Below are 21,238 nucleotides of genomic sequence, written 5' to 3' on the forward strand. Positions count from 1 at the left end.
ATTAAATACAAACGAAAGGATTTGTAATTCTTCGGTATCCTGAGTGGTCTTACAGAATTTAGATTTTATCCTTATGATTTATCATTTTATTGGTACCATTATCTTATTCGAAAGCACCCTTTTGCTTATTGTATTATTCAATGACTTTGTACAAGGCACCTTTTTAATTTTGGCATCTCACTGTACATTTGTACATTTATGACATTACTAAATACAGCACTAAAATCTGCTTGTAAAACGTGAGTAGTCATGATAAAAAGACAGAGAGAAGCAATATATAACAAGCATGTTTCGTTAAGACAAACACCTAAAAATCTGAAAAAAGAAGATTTTGAATTATTTGCTCACGAGCTCTCTAAGGAAATTAATGCAACCACGGTTACCCAATTAAGTCATGTCTTTGTTCTTAAAGACACTATTTTTAGTTTAAGGAAATTTCAGTTTTATCTTTCGTATTCTCACATACATAAACTCTCTAAGAAATCAGTATTAAAAAGATTCTTATTACTTTTTAGTGTTGGACAAAAAATTAACAAAGCTGTATGGATTATTGATAATTGGAGTAACGGCTATTTTCATTGGTTTACTGATGCCTTACCGCGACTCATTGCCTCTGAAAAAATCAAACACACTAGCACCGTAATTCTACCAAAAGAATTTGAACAAAATAGCTACATAAATGATTCGCTGAAATTATTGAATTACAAGGTTCATTTCTACGATCAAAAAATAGTGGTGAAAGAACTTGTTTTGCCAAGCCATACTGCGCCAACAGGAAATTATAATAAAAATATTATAACTAGTATAAGAGATCGGTTTTATAAAAACAATAAAACCATTCCTCATCGGAATATTTTTATCAGTAGACAAAAAGCTAGTAAAAGAAAAATAATCAATGAAATTGAAGTAGTAGAGTTATTGAAGTTGTATGATTACGAGATCCATTTTTTTGAAGATTATACTTTAAATGAACAAATAGAAATAATGTCTCAAACGAAATCACTCATAGGTGTTCATGGTGCGGGTCTTACTAATATGTTATTTATGTCTGAAAACGGTCAAGTGCTTGAGTTGAGAAATAAAAATGATGCACTTAATAACTGTTATTTTTCTTTAGCGTCAGACTTAAATCATTCTTACTATTATCAATTAAATGATGGAAACTCAAAGGATACTCACATAGTTGATTTAACTGTAAATTTAGGAGAATTAAAAGTGAATCTTGAAATGATGAAAAATGAAGCATCGAAGGTGGATTTAAGAAATTCTGGAGCTCCAACTAGCTAAACTTCTCAATACTAACAGGGTTTTACGCTTTTATACAATCTAATTAATTTACTACTTTTATGACAACATGAAGAAGCCTAGTGAAATTCTAACCGAGTTTGAAAATAAACTGAAGACCATTAAGGATCCTAAAGAACGTATTAAAGAAATAGTTGATTTTTCTGTCATATATGGCGATAATTATAGTACAGAAATCCTTCCGCTCCTTGAAGAAGGAATAGAACTTGCTCGAGAAATTGGTGATAAAGTGGGCGAAACTCTTTGTTTTTGTAACCTTTCTTTCTTAATTAGAGTAACTGGCGTAAAATTGGATTCAAAATATTCAACGACTTTGGAAGAACTTACTCAGATGGTTCAGGATATAAAGCCATACACCGAGGATTATGCTATGGGACTTAATATGCTTGCGTATTTCCATTGGTTTAGAGGTGAGTTTGAAAAAGCTTTCAATCTTTCTTTTGAATGCCTAAAATTAGTGCAAAAAAAAGTTATTGGCGTTGCTTGGAATCATTTTGGCTTAGCAGTTTTTTATTTTGACACCAAAGATTTTGAGAATTCGAAAATTCATTACCAGAAAGCACTTGAAACGTTTATCGAATTAGATCATGAATATGGAAAAGCCAGGGCTTCAAATGGATTAGGATCGATAGCAATAATTCAAAACCATGTTACAGAAGCACTTTCTCTTTTAGAATACGCTGCTTCGATATATAGAAAATTGGGACACAATTCTGGGCTAAGCAGAGCAGCAAATGATTTGGGTCTTTTAGAGAATAGAAATAAAAACCACACTAAAGCAATCGCTTATCTGCAAGAAAGTATTGAGTTACGGAAAGAGATCAATCATGTGCAAGGCTTGATAACTAGTTATACAGAACTAGGTGAAACTTATCAAATGATTCAAGATCATCCTTTAGCCCTCATACAGCTTGAAAAAGGTTTGTCCTTTGCTGTTACAATAAAAAATCATCAAAAAGAAATGCGCATACATAAATTATTTTATGATTCGTATAAGGCTTTAAATAAAACCGATTTAGCACTTTACCATTTTGAAAAATACTTTGAAGTAAAATCACAAATATTAAGCGATGAGGCTGCTAATAGTATTAAGAAAGTTCAGACACGTTATGAAAAAGAAAAATCTGAAAAGGAAGCTGAACTGGAGCGTTTTAAAAATGTAGAATTAAAAAAAGCGAATACAATTATTGAACAAAAAAATAAAGACATCACAGATAGTATCAATTATGCGAAAAGAATTCAATTAGGAATTCTTCCACAAAAAGAGATTTTGGATAAATGTTTTGATAATTATTTTGTACTCTATAAACCAAAAGATATTGTTAGTGGAGATTTTTACTGGGCTTCTGAATCAACCAACCACTTGCCTGAAAAAAATTTACCTGTAATTGCTGCAATAGATTGCACTGGCCATGGTGTTCCTGGTGCGTTTATGAGTATGTTGGGTAATACATTGCTTAATCAAACAGTTGCGAATCCGGAAATTCGGACCGCAGCCGACATATTAAATTATCTCAACTATAAATTACCTGAAAATATAAAATCAACAGGCGGTGAACAAAGTATTAGAGATGGCATGGATATGGGGCTGAGTATTTTTGATTTCAAAAAATCGAAAATGCAATATGCTGGAGCGAATAATCCATGTTGGGTTATTAGGAATAATCAAATTATTGAATTAAAAGGCGATAAGCAAGCAATTACTGCAAGCACGGATTCTGTAAAGCGTGCTTTTGTGAATCAGGTGTTTGACTTAAAGAAAGACGATATGGTTTATTTGTTTACCGATGGTTTTGCAGATCAATTTGGTGGACCGAATGAAAAAAAATTCAGTTATAAACGGTTGAGAGAGTTGCTAATTGCTATCAGCACTGAGTCGTGCGAGCAACAAAAGGACCAATTATATTTAGCTTTTGAGAACTGGCGCGGTGATCTTGAACAAATTGATGATGTTTGTGTGATAGGAATAAAAATTTAAATTATTGCGTTGCAAGGCTAATCATATTCTGATTTGCTTAATTCGTGTTTTTTTGTTTAAAAATTTTCTGCTCGATAAAAAGTATTTGGACAGAAGTTTAGTAGAAGATGAAAAGTTATAATAAAACCTTGTACCTTATTCATTCTAATTTGTACCTTGTATCTTCGAAATATATAAACAAATGAAAAGAACACTTAAACAATCTGTTACGGGTTTAATACTCGGCTTGATGTTAGTGGGATGTCAAAAATCAACCACAACTCCTAATGGTAATAATGGAAACAATGGTGGAAATTCTGGAACTGTAGCCAGTTTCAACACTATTCCATTGCCAAACGCCTCAATAGCGAACGGGATTATACCAGTATTGAATGAGTTTTATGTAACCAACAGGGGGGTATATGTAATGATGCAAAACTCCTCGATGTTAAGTAGAAGTTTCCATAAGTATAATGGAGGTTCGGGTAGTGCTGCATGGTCAAAGTATGAACCGGATTTTTTTCCGGTGAGTTTTATGCCTGTTAATTTTACCAGTGAATTTGATAGGGAGTTTAGCATACATTGGTGTAATGGTGCTGAAGGAAAGTACGGTATGTATAACATGAATAATGGTGCACCTCCTTTTGAGTATGACGTTCCGACTACGCCACTTGGTCCTGGTTATTTTACGAAAGTAGCCTCAGCAAAAAAGGGAATGCATCATCTTTGGGGCGTTGCAGGTCAGGAGATATGGTCTGAATCAGTTGTGGTCTTTCCTAAGACGTTTGATTCGATTGCTACAATTCCTGGTGATCTTGGATCTATTAGTTGTATATTTGCTGATCCCGACGATGAGACAGTGCTTTGGTGTGGTACACAAACAGGCCTTTATAAGGTTGGCACAGTTAGTCCAAATGCCGGAGGTGATCCTGGAATACTTCAGCAATGGAATTTAGGTAGCAACGGGACTTTTGGTGTAACAGCAATTATCAAAACAGACGGGCATTTAGTATTTCAATTCGGTAATTCAATATTTGAGCTTGTAGCGGGGCAGCCTAAGGAGATTGGTTCATTAATCGTTTCATCAGGCACCAGCGCAAATATTTGCACGGATGGTACCCGAATTTATGCTTCTAATGGAACATATTATAATTTTAACACAAAGACATGGAAATCCTTCATTGGTGATGGAGTTAATCTCAGCCAAGATCAGCAAACAAAGTATAATCTGTTAAAAGGCTATTGTAGCGGAGCGTTCCCTATAGGAGCTACAACAGGAGGAGGTCCGGTCTATCTACTGATGTTAGGTGAGCTTCTCTCAATCACACCCTCAACGCTTTGAATTGATGTAAACCCGGATTTTAGCGTTAAATGATTTACATTACTCAACTTATTTATATTCTTCCGGGTCAGGAAAAGGTTTTTGATGAGTTCGAAAACATAGCAATTCCTACCATATTAAAATATAATGGAAGATTACTTTTGCGTGTGCGTCCAAATGAGAATTCCTTTATTGAATGCTATGCTGAAAAGCCTTACGAAATTCATCTCGTAGAGTTTAATTCCGAACAAGATTTTGATAATTTTAAACAAGATGAAGAACGCAAAAAATTCCTGCACCTGAAAGAACAATCAATAAAGGCCTCTGTTTTAATACAGGGGGTAAAACTATAACAAGCTTATGTACAAAAGCCTTTACAGCAAGCAAGGTTTTATTATGCGTAGACAAAATATCTAAACAAAACTAAAAAAGCAGACAGTCTTTTAAACTATCTGCTTTTTTATCCAAGTCAGCTTCTTTAAAAATTAATTTACAGTTAGCACAATTGTTTTTTGTGTGATATTTCCGTCTCTGTCAGTAATAGAGAAAATCCAATTTTCAGTTCCTGCCTGATCTCTAGCGGTAATATCGATATCTTTACTGAATGAATCGTACTCACTTTTTACGAGTTCATAATTGTAAAAGGTTGTAGGGGAGCCGGCACCATCAAAAGTATAAGAGACGTTGAAAGTCTTAAGTTCATCTTCTGTTTTTGTGGCTTTTATTCCAACGGTTATTTTTTCTTTTTTATTTAGCGTTTTATCACCAGAAGTGTATGAACCACCTGTTTTAAATTCAACATTTGGTTTTACGCGTTCGTCTTCAGATTTTTTACACGAAAAGTTTAACAGGACTAGTCCTAAGCATAACAGGGTAATTGTGATTTGATTTTTCATAGATAGATTTTGTTGTTTTAATTAAATTGAAATTTTAGATTAAGATTGATTGATCTCCCAATATTATAAATGCCGAAGTATTTGAATCGTGATAAATGATCGTAATATACTTCGTTCAAAATATTATTACAGGATAGAGAAATTAAAAATTTATTTTTTTCGTTTGAAAGTTCTGTTCCTATGCTTGCATTTACAAGTTGATAAGACTTCGTTTTTGTTTCGAACTGATTGGGTGAGTTCTGATTAAATACATAGATATACACTAAACTAACAAAGGTGTTTTTAAATTTTTTTAGCTGATCTTTTTGTATCCTCAGTTCGTTGCTTATTTTTTGTGCGGGTATAAATGGCAGGTACTCATGGTCTTTTGTTTCACCCACAATACCAGAATAACTGGAGTTTAGTTGAAGCATTTTTAAACCTGGAGGATGTAATTTTATTCCCGCTTCAACACCTTGAATAGTGGCGTCTTTTTGAACATACTCGTAAATTTTAAAACCAAAATAATCTGCGCTATCAGGCTGCAGATAAATATAATTCAGAAATTTATTTACATAGGCAGAAGCAAAAAGGTTCATCCATTTATTATAGTACTCTACATAGACATCAGCACAGAGATTTTGTTCAATTTTTAAATTGACATTTCCAATTTCATAACGCAAACTCCCTTCATGTAAACCATTAGAAGAAAGTTCGGCTAGATTCGGTCCTCTGTAACCTGTAGTGAAATTCAACTTTAAATTAAACCGTTTACGATCAAAGGCACTTATACCAAGGGCTCCGTTTACTGTATTATAGGTTTTGTTTACTGGAACAACTTCAGAACCGGGATTGCTGAGACTACCGCTATTCAAATTATTGGTTGGTAGTGTATGAATATTTTTTAAGTCATACCTCAATCCACCTTCAGCTACTAGAAACTTTGCTTTCTTTTTTAAGTAAGCGAAAATAGAAAACTCTCCAAGATTTGCATCGGGAACAATGGAACGTGATCCTAAATTTTTATTGCTTTGAAACTGATCTTGCGAACCTATTGAAAGTTCAGTACTCGGATTAAAGTTTTTGATCCATAAAAACATCGCACTATAAGTTTGAAGTAACATGTTTAAACTTATTCCTCCTGAGCCTTCTTGTTCCTGTCGGTTATTGATGTGAGCACCAATGTTTATTTTGAATTTTGAAGACCTCAGAAAAAAAGTGTTTTGCGAGGTCAACATATTCATTAAAACACTGTGATGCGGTCTTTCAAAACTTCTGGAAAAGCGATTATCTTGCTTGTCGTACAATTGATAAGCATCCATCAAAAAACCAAAATTATTTTGTGAAATAAGGTAGTTGGTCTCGCTCACCCAATGTTTGCGCTTAAAACCTAAGAATGCTTTCGCTAGTGTTCCTCCAAAGCGTGAATTTAAAATCCTTGTGCCGTTCCCATCGCTGTAATCCGCGTGAGATTCTGTGCCAATGCGGATTCCCCAATTTGTTTTGTTAGTTGTTTTTCTAATCCCTGCATCAATAGCATAGCCGTATGTATTTGAAAAAACCTGAGTCGAAAAATCGGAAATAGTTTTATTCAATGGAGCAGCCTTTTCATTTATAATATTTAGCACTCCGCCCATTGCTTCACTACCGTAAAAAAGAGATGAAGCTCCTTTTATTATTTCGATACGATCTACACCAACATCCGAGAGACCAAGTCCATGTTCATCTTGCCATTGCTGATTGTCAAAGCGCATCCCGAGTAAAACAGTTTGAATTCTATTACCAAATAAACCACGAATAACTGGTTTGGATATTCCTGCACCGGTGCTCAACTGATTTACACCGGGCAATTTGGCAATTCCATCACTTAAATTCATCGCACCCATTTCACGCATTGTTTTGGAGTCGAGAACATCAATGCTATTAGAGGTCTCAGATCGTTTGTCCTGCTGGTTGCCATACACGACAATCTCATCTAATTTATTAATACCGGGTTTTAAATAAATTATTTTACCGCTCACGGAATCATTAATAAATACAACCGTGCTATACGTTCTGAATTCAAACTTATCAACTTGTAAAAAATAGTAACCCTTAGGTATTTTATCTATTCGGAATTCTCCATTTTTATCAGTGCGCGTTTCAATAGCAAGTTCCGGAATGTAAATAGCAGCAGAGCTCAAGAGACTGCTGTCAGACTCCGATTTTATACTACCATTAAAAGTAGTCTGCCCGAAATTGATGTACGGACAAATGACAAGTGCCAGTAAAAATATTACTATGTTGCGAAGCATTGTTGCATCATCTGGTTTCGAGTGTTTTAAGATTTTACAAACGAAAAGAGTTTCGTTCACGAAGATCAAACACAGGCAAAACCAGTTCTAAATTGATAGAAATGTTTAAATAAATAATTTACCCCAAGATGAATTAAGGCAAGAGATTAGAAATACAAGGACAGTATTTCTGGCGGTTTTATGGTTTTTAAAACATAGACCAGAGGGCTAAAAAGAATTTTAGCTTCTATGTAAGTTATCTTTTTGTACTCAACATTGTTTTGGGCTAGCGTATTTGGGGCAAGGTAGTTAAGATTGAGGATTTGTTTCAATAGAGTAGTGCCATCTTTCTGAATATCTTCATTTAAAGAAAAATATGTTTGAAATAATGAGTTTTCGGCCTTGTCTTCAATAGCATAAACGATGGCTCCAGTAGCTGTTTTTATTATTTTCACCACTTCATGATAAACTCCATTCACAACAAGTTCTTTATTATTTTTCTCCCATTGAAAGCCATTTTTGTTTTGAAAAAGATCATTTTTTTCAAACGAAAACTTTATAACTTCTGCAGATTTGTTTTCTAATAACTGTTGACGAAATTCTACTTTTTTTATATGAACATAGGATACAAAGAATAAAAACCTGAATGAAATAAAACAGGTTAATACAATGAGAAAAAATGGTAAAAAGTAATGGTTCTTCTTCATTCATACCAAAACTAGTGCTTTTTTTGGACTTTAGAAAGTAGCTTGATAGTTAAACCAAGCTACTTTTCTACTATTTTTTAAAATTTATACCTCAAACTCACAATAAAATTTCGTCCGGGAGCATTAATACCGCTGGCAAAAACTCTGTACCTGTTATCTGTAATGTTTTCACAAGACGCATTTACTCTTAATTTCTTCGTGAGATTATAACCTAATCGAATGTTCAAGGTAAACCATCCCGGCATGTAACCAGATTTTGTATTGGCACTATACTGAGCATTGTCTTCGCCTGAAGCACTATAATCTGCAGTTGATTTTTTGCCATTGTACCGCACAAAAAATTCAGCGTCTGCATTTTTCTCTTTAAAAATGATGCTTGTTTGACCAAAAACCGGTGGTATATGATCTAAGGCAACAACGGTATCCTTCCTTACATCCATGTACCGGCCGTAGGTGTAGTTGATGATACTTTTAAAGGATACATTTTTATTAAAATCAAATTGCACTCCAGCGCTTATTCCATAAATGTAAGCACGGTCTTTATTTTGAACCGCCTGCACTTTTCGGTTTGTGCCGTCAATTAGAATAGTGTCCTGATTGTTGAACGTGTAGTCTGCCGTTACCAAAGCATTTTCAAGAATGGTGTAAAACGCTGTGAAATCAAACTTATATTTTTTATCGAATATTTTACTGATCGTCATTTCGAAATTGTAAGCGTATTCCGGTTTTAGTTTTGTGTTTGGAACAATCAAAATATTACTAGTGCTTTCAAATACTTTACTCATATCATCGATATTGGGTGTTCTGAATCCCGTGTTGGCGAGCAGACTTATTTTATAGTCGTTCTCTTCTTTCCAAGTAAAACCGAGGCTACCGGTAAGTGCTTGGTTGTTTTGTTTCGCTGAAGTAAAAGGGAATTTTATGAAAGTGGTATCTTTGAATTTTGATTCCAAGGAATTTGCAGTAGCACGAATTCCGTCTGTGATTACAAAATTCTCACTGACTTCCCAAGAATGCGATAGATAAATGCCGGCTGTGTTCATACTGTTTCCACCATCGCCATAGCGGGTAGCGGCAGGATTTACCACGTCGGTTGTAATATCTAAACTCTCTGCGGTGGAAGTAACTGCGTTTGATTGCACTTCGAGTCCATAACGCAATTCGTGTTTTTCTTTTACGCGTTTGTATGCATCCAAATTAAGAGAAAGTACAGTAACGTCTTCCATTTGTGTGACGCGATTTTTATTTTGAAAACGACGTGAAATCCTATCTTGATCTATTTTTTGATAAGCAGCGATTATTTTAAAATTATCGCTGAGCGCAGTTGATTTGTCAAAATTGAAAGAGTAGGAGGCAAGTAAGCGTTTTTGCGGACCGTAATTCCATTCTGCGAAACGCATGTTGGCTCCCACCATTTCGGTTAATCTATCGTAGCGAGGAATATCAGAAGATTGACTGAGCTGAAAATTAAGTCCGTGTACGATGTGTTCTCCAGACTTTATATTAAAACGTTGCATAAAATCTAACTGTGAATAAGCACTTCCAACCTGTAGATTTGAGTTTGGATTTCTTACTGTGCTATCACGGTTATCAAAACGTTTTGCATAAAAATTTCTATCCCAGTTTTTTGGTGAACCATTTAGTTTTGTGTTTCCACTTAGTAAATCACCAAAATTTGAATAAGTCACATTTGTAATCGAAGCAATTTTCTTCCAGCCAAGATTTAGATCGATATGCCCTGTCTGCTCTTTATTTGCTGATGAGTAACGTACAAACGCATTTGTTTTTACAAGCATTTTATCTGTGGAGCTAAATTCAGCTTTCTTGGTATAAAAATGCATAACGCCGCCAAGTGCGTCGCTACCATATATAGTAGAGGCAGGACCAAAAACAACTTCTGTTCTTTCTAACATATTGGCGTCAAGAGAAATAATATCTTGTAAATGTCCACCACGGTATATGGCATTATTCATGCGGATTCCGTCAACTACAATGAGTACTTTGTTCGCTTCAAAACCTCTCAAAACAGGACTTCCACCACCCATCTGACTTTTTTGAACGAACACCGCGCCGGTGTTTTGTAAAAGGTCAGCGCTGGTTTGTTGATTTACAAACTCGATTTCTTTTTGTTGAATCACATCTATTTTATAGGGCACATCAATTTTATGTTCTTGCTGACGGTTGGCTGACAAAACAATTTCGTCAAGAGTAACGGTTTTAAATGTTAAGCGAATATCAACGGAATTTTCTGTTTTTTCTTTTTCATTAAGAAGGTAAATAGAATAGGAGGGATGGTAAAGGTAAATGTCTCCACTTTTTTCAAGTTCACTGATATCGGCTTTTCCGGAGTTGTCTGAACTAACTGATTTGTTGTTTTTGTCTGTAATAATAACGTTAACTAACTTTTCGCGTGAAGAGTTATCGCTAATGCTAAGCGTTTGCGTTCTTGCTGTAATGCAAGACAATAAAATAAAAGAAAGTAAAATCTTTTTCATTTTTCATAGTTTAAGTAAATAGTAATGGAATGTTGAGGCAAAGGCCTCGGAAACTAAATGAAAAAGGGCTTTGGTGGTTTGATGATTTCTGAATGAAAATCACATAAGATTAATTGATGAAAAACGCTAAGAGTTTTAAAATAAGAAACAATCTCAGTGAGTTTAATTGGTGCTTGATCGAGGAAGATAAGTTGACAGAGGATTTTAATAAAATCAGTGACGAATCCAGTTTTACTTTTATCAGACGAAAAAAAAGAAAAGAATAAACGATTTTCTTCTTTATCCTCAAGAAGAGACACTAGGACGTTATTACCCATTTGTTTAATGCAAATGACTTCATGATAAACGCCATCAATTAAAAGTTCTTTATTGTTCTCTTTCCAAACTAAACCGTTTTTATCTTGAAAGAGGTCAGTTGCGCTTACTTCAATCGTTCTAGCTTCTTTGAAGCTATGTTGAATAAGCTCACTTCTAAAAGCAGTTTTTTGAGTAGCGATGTAAGAAATAAAAAAGAGGAAGCGCCCTGCAATTAACAAGGTGATTAAAATAAGGAAAAAAGAAAATAAAGTAGTTTTAAGTTTCATAACTCAACTATAACAAATATAAGATGTTTTACTTTATTTCCAATCTAGGTGCCTTAACGCTTCTTATTCTTTAATTAAATAAGGTTTATAGCCTATTTATTTTTATTATTTGTCTTTATAGTCTAATTTTACCCTGTGTCTAGCAAGTTTAATGTAAGAGTGTACGGTATTTTAATTGAGAACAACGCTCTTTTAGTGTCTGATGAGTACATAAAGAAAAATAAAATAACAAAATTGCCAGGTGGCGGCTTGGAATTTGGCGAAGGAATTAAAGATTGTTTGATCAGAGAATTTCAGGAAGAACTTAATCTAAAAATTGAAGTCACAGAACATTTTTACACCACCGATTTTTTTGTAACGTCTTCTTTTGATACAAATAGTCAGGTCATTAGTATTTACTACATCGTAGAACCATTGGAGAGCCTTGATTTTAAAGTGAGTTCAAAAAGCCATGATTATGAAAAGAAGGACGGGGCACAATCGCTGCGTTGGATAAACTTAAAAGAGTTAAAAGAAACTGATTTCACATTAATTATCGATAGAAAAGTAGGTGAGATGTTGGTGAAGAGGTTTGGGGGTTAGTCGATAGTCGATACCTCAAGCTGCCGACTAATTTATTTCTCGCAAAGACGCAAAGCTTTAAATGCCAATAGCTTCCTTATATGCTCTTATATTTCTTATGTGGTTCAATCTTGCTATGGTTTATTTATTTTGGTTAATTTCGTACCCTAATCATGCTGAAAAAAATCGCGATACTTTTTGTAAAATTTTATCAGGCTGCTATTCGTCCGCTGCTACCAAATGCATGCCGTTATACACCTTCTTGTAGCCAGTATTCTATCGAAGCCATTAATAAGTATGGCGCTATTAAAGGAAGTTGGTTGGGTTTAAAGCGAATTCTGCGTTGCCATCCTTGGGGTGGACATGGGTATGATCCTGTACCGTAAATCCCTTTCCAATCTAACCGCAGAGTTTACGGAGTAATGCACAGAGATTTCACAGAGGTTTTGTATTTAACTTCTTTTGACAAACTCTTTGTGTTCTGTTGTTTCTAATCTTTTAACCATTAAGGCAAGAAATTTCCATGCAGCCACGCGCCGACAGCCAACTGCCTACTGCTTGCTGTTCACTGCGTTCTTCATTCCTCCTCCGTGCTACTCTGCGCTTCCTCTGTGCAACTCTGTGGTTAAAAACCACTGGCAATTTTAATATTTTTAAACAGTGACTAAAAAGGATTTACCGTATCTTTCCACTTAAATTTTATTATAAAAGAGATTCGTTTAGCGCTCACATATTTTATTGTACTACTTGGCTTTACCAATGTTTTTTCTCAAAACATTCTTATTAAAGGCAGAGCGCATCCTTCCTATGCAGGTAAATTAATTCAACTGTATTCGGAAACAGATGGCATAACCCATAACCGTCAGAAAGAAAGCACTGATACAATTGAATCGGATGGTTATTTTGAATTGAATTTTCAGTCACTACGCACGCAACCCGTTTTCTTTAAAATTGATAATGTCGTTGCGCAACTGTACGTACAACCTGATTATACATATGGGATTACCATTCCTGAACTGGACAAGAATTTTGATTACAACAATGATACTGAACTACACGTTAATATTGGTGTCATCGGAGCCGATAGCACAGAACTTAATGCCTTGATTTTTGACTATCAACAACAATACAATAACCTTTTTTTAATGCACGATAATCGTTATCTCGGAAGACCTGCTATGTTACGTCGCGCAGATTCTTTAGAGAAACTTTGTTACAGCCGATATGCAAACATTAAAAACGAATATTTTAGAAGTTATGTGATTTATTCCATCGCTTGTATTAATGCTAGTGTTTCGCGCGGAGAAAATTATTTAATCAATTCTTACATTCTTAATCGCCCTATTCAATACAAACAGTATGAATACATGCAGTTTTTTAATGCCTGTTTTACAGGCTATTTAAATACCATTGCTGCTAGACAAAAAGGACAATCGCTTTATCATATCATCAATGTTAAAGCAGACTATTCCAGCCTCTTAGATTTTGTTCGTCAGGATAAATTTTTACAGAGTGATAGTCTACGTGAATTAGTGATTTTAAAAAATTTATGGAATTTTTATTACAGCAACGATTTTCAACCAGAGGCGGTAGAAAATATTGTAACCCAATTGCAGTTGCAAACAAAAATTAAAGAACATAAAGCCATAGCTTCAACCATGTTGGCTTTTTTTAATAAGATGCAGGTGGGTTCTGCTGCACCAGGTTTTTCGGCAAGAAACAAGGATAACACTGTTTCTAGTTTTAGTGCTTATAAAGGAAGATGGGTATATTTAAATTTTTTCTCTACAAATAATGTCGAAAGTTTAAAGGAGATGCCAAAGATTGCTTCCCTTAAAAAAAAGTTTGGCGATAAGATTGTGTTTTTAAGCATTTGTTTGGATGACAGCGTGAATACTTATAAAAATTATTTGCGAATGAATCCAAAATTTGATTGGCCAATTTGGTTTAGCAATGATAAATCGTTTACCAAAACAGCTAAGGAGAATTATTACGTTACAGGAAACGAAGCCTATTTTTTAATTAATAATTCCGGTTATCTTGCTCAATCACCAGCTTTATCGCCTTCTCAAGGGATTGAATTTAATTTGAATATTATTTTTAAAGTGCGACAACAAAATACCAAAACAGGAATCCGTTAATGTATGTCAGTGAAAATAAATAAAGATTCTATCTGGAAAGAACAAATTGTTTATGAGGACAATCACATAATGGTTGTAAATAAATTGCCTTCTGAAATTGTACAGGGAGATAAAACAGGTGATTTACCTTTGAGTGAAAAAATAAAAACCTTTATCAAACAAAGAGATAATAAACCTGGAAATGTTTTTTGCGGTGTAATACATCGTTTAGACAGACCTGTGAGCGGTTTAATTATTTTTGCAAAAACAAGCAAAGCTCTTTCACGCTTTAATGAATTATTTCGTGAAAAAACAATTCAGAAAAATTATCTGGCGGTAGTTAAAAACAAACCACCAAAACAAAATGATCGTTTGGTTCATTATCTTATTAAGAATGAAAAAACCAACATGTCTAAGGCATTTGCTAAGCCCACTGGTGAAGCCTTGAAGGCAGAATTAGAATATGAGCTTTTAGCATCTTCAGATAATTATCATTTATTAAAAATAAAATTGTTTACTGGTCGTCATCATCAAATCCGTTGTCAGCTTTCAGCAATTGGCTCTCCTATTAAGGGAGATTTAAAATATGGGTTTAACCGAAGCAATGAAGGAGGTTTTATTCATTTGCACAGTTATGAGTTAAGTTTTGTGCATCCTATCAAACAAGAAGAAATAAATCTTCAAGCGTTTCCTGTCAGTGATGATGCGGTGTGGAAGTATTTTCGTGAAGTGCTTTCGTAAAAAAATTAAATGTTTTCTACTTTATAGAGACTGCCCCGCATGTAAAAGCTACCCAAATTTTATTTATTGACTTAGTTAAAATAATAGTGAAATAATTTTTGAGTAATTTCGCGGCATCATGATCAAACACATAAAACCCTGCACAAGGGAAGAGATAGAAAAAATTACCAGAAGAAGAAGTACTGAAGAGAAAATTGGTGATAAGGTTAGCACTGTTAAGGGAGACTGGCAAGAAGATCTAAAGAAAAGTAGTGCAAGATTCGTAGTTTTTGGAATCGCAGAAGATATTGGTGTTCGTGCAAACTATGGTAGGGAAGGTGCTGCAACAGCATTTATACCTGCCTTAGATAGTTTTTTGAGTCAACAAAGTAACAGTTTTTTAGATGGTAGTTCTGTTTTTATTTTAGGTGAAGTTGTTGTGGATGACCTGATGGATTCTGCATTGAATCTAAAGAAAAAAGACAAACAGGATATGTCAAAGCTTAGGGAGTTAGTTTCTGAAATTGACGCCCGTGTTGTAGATGTAATGAGGTTTTTAATTGATTTAAATAAAATCCCAATTATTATTGGCGGGGGACATAACAATGCCTACGGTAATATTAAAGGCTGTTCACAGGCACTTGGTAAAAAAATAAATGTAATTAATTGTGACCCACATCTTGATTTTAGGCCCTTGGAAGGCAGGCATAGTGGTAATGGTTTTAGTTATGCCTATGAAGAAGGTTATGTAAATAAATATGCGGTAGTCGCCATGCACGAACAATACAATAATACGTTTGCACTAAATAAATTTAAAGAACATACTTCAGATTTATTTTATAACACATACGAATCTATTTTTGTTAGGGAAGATCTTGATTTTAAAATCGCCTTAAAACAATGTATCGGATTTGTGAAAAATGAAGTCTGCGGTTTAGAAATTGATTTGGATGCTATTACCAATGTTCCTTCGAGCGCTAAAACAAGTAGTGGAATTTCACCCATACAAGCAAGACAGTATATTCACGAATCAGCCTTAAATTTAAATACACTTTATTTTCATATTGCTGAGGGTGCACCTGTACTATCTCACATAAAAGCAGATAATAAAACTGGAAAATTGATTGCCTACTTAATGGCTGATTACATTAAGGCTGTTGAAACGAAAAATCTTTCTGTTATATAAATAGAAAAGGCTGCCTATACTCTGGCAGCCTTTTTCGTTGTTTTGGGGATATAGATTATTATTTTAATAACGCAATATTGCCTGCTTTTTCGTAAAGATTTCCTTCTGCATCTTTGTATTTGATTTTGAATACATAAGTATCTTCTTTCATTGCCTCGCCTTTATTTTCTAGTGATCCGTCCCATCCCTTGGTTATGTCTTTTGATTGATAAACCAAATGACCCCAGCGATCGAATATTTGCATTTCAAAATATTTTGTATCCAATCCTTCTTTAGTGAAAACAGGAGCAAACACATCATTTAAGCCATCAAAATTTGGTGAAAAGGAATTTGGAATAAACACATTGAAGTTGTTTTTTACTTCAATCGTTTTGGTGATTTCATCTTTACATCCAAAAGCAGACGTCGCGGTGAGTGTTATCTGGTATTTTCCAAGCGTTGAAAATTCTACACTTGGTGCTAGTTCATTTGATTTTAATAGGTTTTTAATTTCCCAGTAATAACTATTGTTTTCCAAGGCCTTACTTAAATTACTTAGTTGAATACGCGGTTCTGAAATATAAATTTCTTCTGGAAATGTAAAATTGGCTTTTGGAGAATCATGAATTTCTAGATCAGCTATTTTTACAGGTAGTGCTTCACATCCAATATCGTCTTTGTAATTATACTGTACTTGGTAAATACCTGGATTCATAAATAAATGAACTGCACTCAGCCCTTTTGTAACTTCAGATCCATCGTTAAAACTCCAGGTGCCGTCGCCCGTATTTACACTCGATGTGTAAAATTCAAATTCTGCAGGTGCACAACTACTTTTTCCGTTTTTGGTAACTTTTATGATAGGATTATTTCTTACCTCGATTGTAACTTCTGTTTTATCTGGACAAAGATCACGTGTAGGTTCAGAAAAGGTTGTGTAAATTAAGGTTGTTTTATTGTCAGGAATTGCTTGGTCAGGATGAAACATGTTTCCTTGTAGTCCGCTTTGTCCTGCATCTTTCATGCTCCATTCACCGCCAGTATTTAATACGTAACTATTTAAATTGATGGCGTAACTTGTTTTGCAAAAAGGACCAGGTTTTTTATCTAGACTTGATGAAATAAATTTTTCAACTTGTATCATCATTTTAGCATAAGCTATACAAGGGCCAGAAGTAATGCTATAAGTCACTTGATTATTTCCTATTAAAGCAGAAGCTGGATTAAATTTACCACTATTAGAAACTGCATTTGCATCTGATCCACCAAAAACACCGCCAATAGGACTTACTTGTAATTGCACTGGTAAACTTGATGTGCAGTAAGGTCCGGCTTTTGTTAAAGATGGAACAGCTAAAGAAAACACTTTGATAGTTACGAGAGCTTCATCGGGACATAAACCGCTTGGTGAGGAAGCTGTGTGATAGGTAAGAATGAAATTTCCAGAACCAGTTGTGTTTGGATTAAAGTTTGTACCCGTAATACCCGCTCCGCCCCATGTACCTTGGTTATTCGCTGTAAAAGGCGTAAGATTCATAACAGGACTATTATTACACAGATCTGGTAGTTTACTTGTTATAGTTGCTGGAACAAAAGCTTCAACACTAATTTGTTTGGTTTGTTGTCTGTTGCAGATCGCTGTTCCAATAACATATTTTACAGCATTGTTTCCAACAGAACTTAGTGATGGTGTAAACACCCCGCCGGATGATAGGTAAGAAGTTCCCGTCCAATTTCCAGTCAAGGGCGTTACTTGTAGTTGAATAGGATTAGCATTGTTACAGATAGGTGCAACTTGTGTAATACTTGGCATTGGTGGATTTAGTAAAGAAACCGCTATCGTTTTGGTATCAGGACACAAGGTTGCATTCGGCGCTGACGGGTGTTTATAACTTAATGTGTAAACATTTGTTGTCAATCCCGAAGGAAAAAATGAATTGGTTAACACACCAGTTGTGTCTTTCCATGTTCCCGCAGTGTTTTGTACAATACTCATTAAATTAACAACGCCACTATTATAACAGAGATTACTCAAGCTATTAGTTAATGTAGCGGGAATAAATTGAGAAACGTTTAAAAGACTGGTTTTGATATTAAGACATGGACCCACATTAACAGAATAGGTAACCGTAAGGTTAGGAACAGTAATATTAGAGGGCGTTACCGCTCCGTTGCTATTTATACCGCTACTTGGAAACCAACTACCACCTGATGGTGTAACAGTCATTGTAAACGGTAGTTTGTTTGAGCAAAATTCTGGTACTTCTATTATTGTTGGAGTAATTGTTTTTGTTACTGCTACATTTATTAATGTTGTTGATGGACATGCCAGTGGATTTGGAAAAGATGGAACGTTATAACTTATTGGATAAGTATTGGTGTTCAGTGTAGTTGGCACGAATTGATTATTCGAAACACCTTGCCCAGTCCAGCTTCCATTAACTGTGTATTGCACAATGTTCATTAAATTAAAAGGAGAATTTGTAACGCATAAAGGCGGAACAGCTGATGTGAGTGCAGCAGTGTTGTATTGTGAAACGTTGTATGTTCCTGATTTTGTCGCTACGCAGGTATTGATAGAAATGGAATATACAAAACTGTTTGTTCCAATAGCGATGTTAGAATGGGAAGGTGTGATGAGTCCACTTGTTTGACTTACAGGACTGTTTGCTCCCGTGTAAGAAGTGCTATATGTTCCACCCGGTGCACTGGTAAGAATTTGAACTGGCGAAGAATTATTACATAGTTCTGGGATAGCCAGTATTATTGGAGTAGCAGGATTAGCTGCTGTAATTGAAATTGTTTTTGTTACCGGACAATTAACAGTGCTTGGAGTAACCACAACCGTATAAACAAGTGTACTTTGAGTTCCCGCCGCAAGAGTAGGGGAAATAATTGTTGACATAAAACTACCATTGTTACCTGCAAGCCACGTGGTTGGTGACCAAGAATAAGAGTACTGCGTTAATGATGGGTTGTTTGTAAATGTAACGCCCGCAGCAATGCTATTTCCAGGGCATAAAGTTGATGGGTTTGGACTTAAAGTATAATTAAAAGTAAATGCATTCACATTAAAAGTTGTGCCATAGTGGCACGATCCGTCGAATGAATGCACGCTGTATGTTCCAGCAGATAAAGCACTTAAAGGAAGTGAAGTTTGATTTGAGGGACCTGAACTAATGTTGTAAACAGGTGTGTTGCCAATTGAATTTATATTAAAAGTATTTAAACCTGCTGGTCCACCAAGCGCGGGAATTAAATTAATAACTGCAGTACCATTGTTGCCGCCAGGGCAAATCCAAGGAATACTGTTTGCTGATAAAAATCCTGGATTAGTAGCTGCTAAAGTGTATCTAACGGAATCGAGACAACCGAAAGAACTCAGATAAGTCAGCGTTACAACACTTCCTGTTGTTGGATTTGTAATAGTTAAACTTGACGAGGTACCCCCAAGATTTGACGGAATTGCCGTACTCCCATTGTACCATTGAAAGTTGGTGCCACCACCCGTTACAATGTAAGCTATGTTACCACAGAATGGTTTTAATTGATTAATAACTCCGGGTGGTTGCACACCAATGGTAACCGTAGTAATGGCGGATCCGCAACCCGCAGAACCGAATCCTGTTATTCCTATTGAGTATATTCCTGCAGCCAAGCCTGTTACTATGGAAGAAGTACCCACTACACTGTTGGTTGAATTGAGCCATGTGTAATTGTAACCCGTTCCACTACCATTTCCAATAACAGTGGCACTTCCACTAGCACCACCTGCGCATGACGATCCCGAAGCAATACCGCTAATGTTTACAGTGGTATAGGACAGGGTATTTACTGATACATATTGACAGCCTGATGGAGAAGTTAAATAAACTGAATACGTTAAACCTGGAGTCGGAGAGTTAATTGATAGTGTTTGTAAAGTAGCTTGCGATACTGGAATAACGGGAGTAAATGGCGGAGCAACCCAAGAATAGGTTGCATAACCTGTTGGAGCACTAATTTGTGCAGAACCGCTTCCGGCACAAAAACTTACAGGCCCACTAATTACTGTAACGGATCCCAATGGTGGAGTACAGGTTGAACAAAGTAAAGTGCCGCCGCATTTTGAATCAAAATAAAGCGAACCGTGGTGCGCTCCTCCGTTGCAGTCACCGTTCGTTATTCTTATAGTAACGCATGATCCAATATAGGGTGTTAAGTCAATGTACTTTAATTGCCAGTTTGTCCACGAAACGCCATTTGGCGAGAATGAGTATCCCGTAGCACCATTCATACAGCTGCTGCCCGGAGGAGTTAAACTTATAGATGAACACGCTAAAGGTGCACCTGAACAATCAAACATGTTAATCGTAAAAAAGGGTTGGTCGCAGCATTGGTGTCCTGAACCATCCCAGGAACCTGCATATGCAAATTGAAAAAGAGAATTAGATGTTGTTACAGGAAAAGTTGTACTTAATCGTGTGGAAACAAATCCTGGTGTTGTGTTATTTAACACGGCGACACGATTTCCTCCAAGTGGTGAGTTAAGAATATTTCCAATGTACGGATGCCCAAGAATAGGCGTTGTTACAATAGAAAACTCTGGACTTCCACCTACCCAAACTGCATTTGTCGGTGTTCCGCAGGCAAGTTGTTTGCCGTTTGTATTCGTAGTTTCAAGAGACCAACCAGTAATAGCGTTTAATGAATTGTATGTTCCCGCTGGAGTGGCTTCAAAATCTTCGTTTACACAAGGTGCTACATTTATAAAATTTTGACCGCCAATTTGTTTTGTATTTACTATAGGTTGACTTGCAACTATTGGCTTAGCCGCGTATTCCCCTAGTTTATATTTTTGATCAATATAATCTCTTTTTCTAAAAGCCATTACGCTTATAAATTCCTGACCATAATAGAGACGTGAAATAAGTTCGGCTTTAACAGCCGCTTCATCAAAGCCTTTTAAGGAATCTCCGTAATAATTACGGTAGTCTTTCAATGTACTTGTAGAAAGATAATTTTGTGTGTTTATATAAGTGGCTTTAGGATCTGTTGGATCAATTTTAGACTCGAATGATGAGCTGGCGTTATTCGTTTTACTCGTTTGCGCATTTAAATTTGAAATTAAAATACAAACTACGAGCGACAGGGTTTTTAGTGGGTTTTTCATGGT

The 21,238-nt window shown here is 35.4% G+C and carries 15 protein-coding genes; 9 read left to right on the forward strand and 6 right to left on the reverse strand.

The features are described 5' to 3' along the window. Positions 1–249: 249 nt before the first annotated feature. From P2086_RS12135 to P2086_RS12150, 4 genes are all read left to right on the forward strand, one after another. Positions 250–1,287 carry a glycosyltransferase family 61 protein gene (locus P2086_RS12135; RefSeq protein WP_317897006.1) on the forward strand — a complete coding sequence of 346 codons (1,038 nt, stop codon included), beginning with the start codon at positions 250–252 and terminating at the stop codon, positions 1,285–1,287. A gap of 67 nt (positions 1,288–1,354) precedes the next feature. Continuing rightward, positions 1,355–3,283, forward strand: a complete 1,929-nt coding sequence (locus P2086_RS12140; RefSeq protein ID WP_317897007.1) for a tetratricopeptide repeat protein — start codon at positions 1,355–1,357, stop codon at positions 3,281–3,283. Positions 3,284–3,464: 181 nt separating this feature from the next. Next, positions 3,465–4,604, forward strand: coding sequence for a hypothetical protein (locus tag P2086_RS12145; RefSeq protein WP_317897008.1), 1,140 nt, complete (start codon positions 3,465–3,467; stop codon positions 4,602–4,604). A gap of 29 nt (positions 4,605–4,633) precedes the next feature. Beyond that, positions 4,634–4,936 (forward strand): hypothetical protein, encoded by a 303-nt coding sequence (locus tag P2086_RS12150; protein WP_317897009.1) that lies wholly within the window; start codon positions 4,634–4,636, stop codon positions 4,934–4,936. A 132-nt stretch (positions 4,937–5,068) separates the two neighbouring features. Here P2086_RS12150 and P2086_RS12155 read toward each other — a convergent pair whose 3' ends face one another. The 5 genes from P2086_RS12155 to P2086_RS12175 form a co-directional block, all read right to left on the reverse strand. Beyond that, positions 5,069–5,479 (reverse strand): hypothetical protein, encoded by a 411-nt coding sequence (locus tag P2086_RS12155; RefSeq protein WP_317897010.1) that lies wholly within the window; start codon positions 5,477–5,479, stop codon positions 5,069–5,071. 17 nt (positions 5,480–5,496) lie between these two features. After that, a complete protein-coding gene (locus tag P2086_RS12160; RefSeq protein ID WP_317897011.1) occupies positions 5,497–7,812 on the reverse strand; it encodes a TonB-dependent receptor in 2,316 nt (771 codons plus the stop codon). A gap of 86 nt (positions 7,813–7,898) precedes the next feature. Next, positions 7,899–8,438, reverse strand: coding sequence for a hypothetical protein (locus P2086_RS12165; RefSeq protein WP_317897012.1), 540 nt, complete (start codon positions 8,436–8,438; stop codon positions 7,899–7,901). A gap of 77 nt (positions 8,439–8,515) precedes the next feature. After that, positions 8,516–10,933 (reverse strand): TonB-dependent receptor plug domain-containing protein, encoded by a 2,418-nt coding sequence (locus tag P2086_RS12170; RefSeq protein ID WP_317897013.1) that lies wholly within the window; start codon positions 10,931–10,933, stop codon positions 8,516–8,518. A 53-nt stretch (positions 10,934–10,986) separates the two neighbouring features. Then, positions 10,987–11,517, reverse strand: a complete 531-nt coding sequence (locus tag P2086_RS12175; RefSeq protein ID WP_317897014.1) for a hypothetical protein — start codon at positions 11,515–11,517, stop codon at positions 10,987–10,989. A gap of 135 nt (positions 11,518–11,652) precedes the next feature. Here P2086_RS12175 and P2086_RS12180 point away from each other — a divergent pair, with 135 nt between their 5' ends. The 5 genes from P2086_RS12180 to P2086_RS12200 all read left to right on the forward strand — a co-directional run bounded on the left by P2086_RS12180 (position 11,653) and on the right by P2086_RS12200 (position 16,104). Continuing rightward, the gene (locus P2086_RS12180; protein WP_317897015.1) at positions 11,653–12,099 is read left to right on the forward strand and encodes an NUDIX domain-containing protein; all 447 of its coding nucleotides are present in this window, start codon (positions 11,653–11,655) and stop codon (positions 12,097–12,099) included. Positions 12,100–12,251: 152 nt separating this feature from the next. Next, positions 12,252–12,464 carry a membrane protein insertion efficiency factor YidD gene (yidD, locus tag P2086_RS12185; protein WP_317897016.1) on the forward strand — a complete coding sequence of 71 codons (213 nt, stop codon included), beginning with the start codon at positions 12,252–12,254 and terminating at the stop codon, positions 12,462–12,464. Between the two features lie 522 nt (positions 12,465–12,986). Then, positions 12,987–14,219, forward strand: a complete 1,233-nt coding sequence (locus P2086_RS12190; protein WP_317897017.1) for a TlpA family protein disulfide reductase — start codon at positions 12,987–12,989, stop codon at positions 14,217–14,219. Positions 14,220–14,222: 3 nt separating this feature from the next. After that, positions 14,223–14,939 carry an RluA family pseudouridine synthase gene (locus P2086_RS12195; protein WP_317897018.1) on the forward strand — a complete coding sequence of 239 codons (717 nt, stop codon included), beginning with the start codon at positions 14,223–14,225 and terminating at the stop codon, positions 14,937–14,939. 118 nt (positions 14,940–15,057) lie between these two features. After that, complete coding sequence (locus tag P2086_RS12200; protein WP_317897019.1) at positions 15,058–16,104, forward strand: formimidoylglutamase; 1,047 nt, start codon at positions 15,058–15,060, stop codon at positions 16,102–16,104. A gap of 58 nt (positions 16,105–16,162) precedes the next feature. On the opposite strand, the gene P2086_RS12205 is transcribed toward P2086_RS12200, so the two are convergent. Then, positions 16,163–21,235, reverse strand: coding sequence for a T9SS type B sorting domain-containing protein (locus P2086_RS12205; protein WP_317897020.1), 5,073 nt, complete (start codon positions 21,233–21,235; stop codon positions 16,163–16,165). Between the last annotated feature and the right edge of the window lie 3 nt (positions 21,236–21,238).

The organism is Aurantibacillus circumpalustris (genome assembly GCF_029625215.1).
Lineage (GTDB): Bacteria > Bacteroidota > Bacteroidia > B-17B0 > Aurantibacillaceae > Aurantibacillus > Aurantibacillus circumpalustris.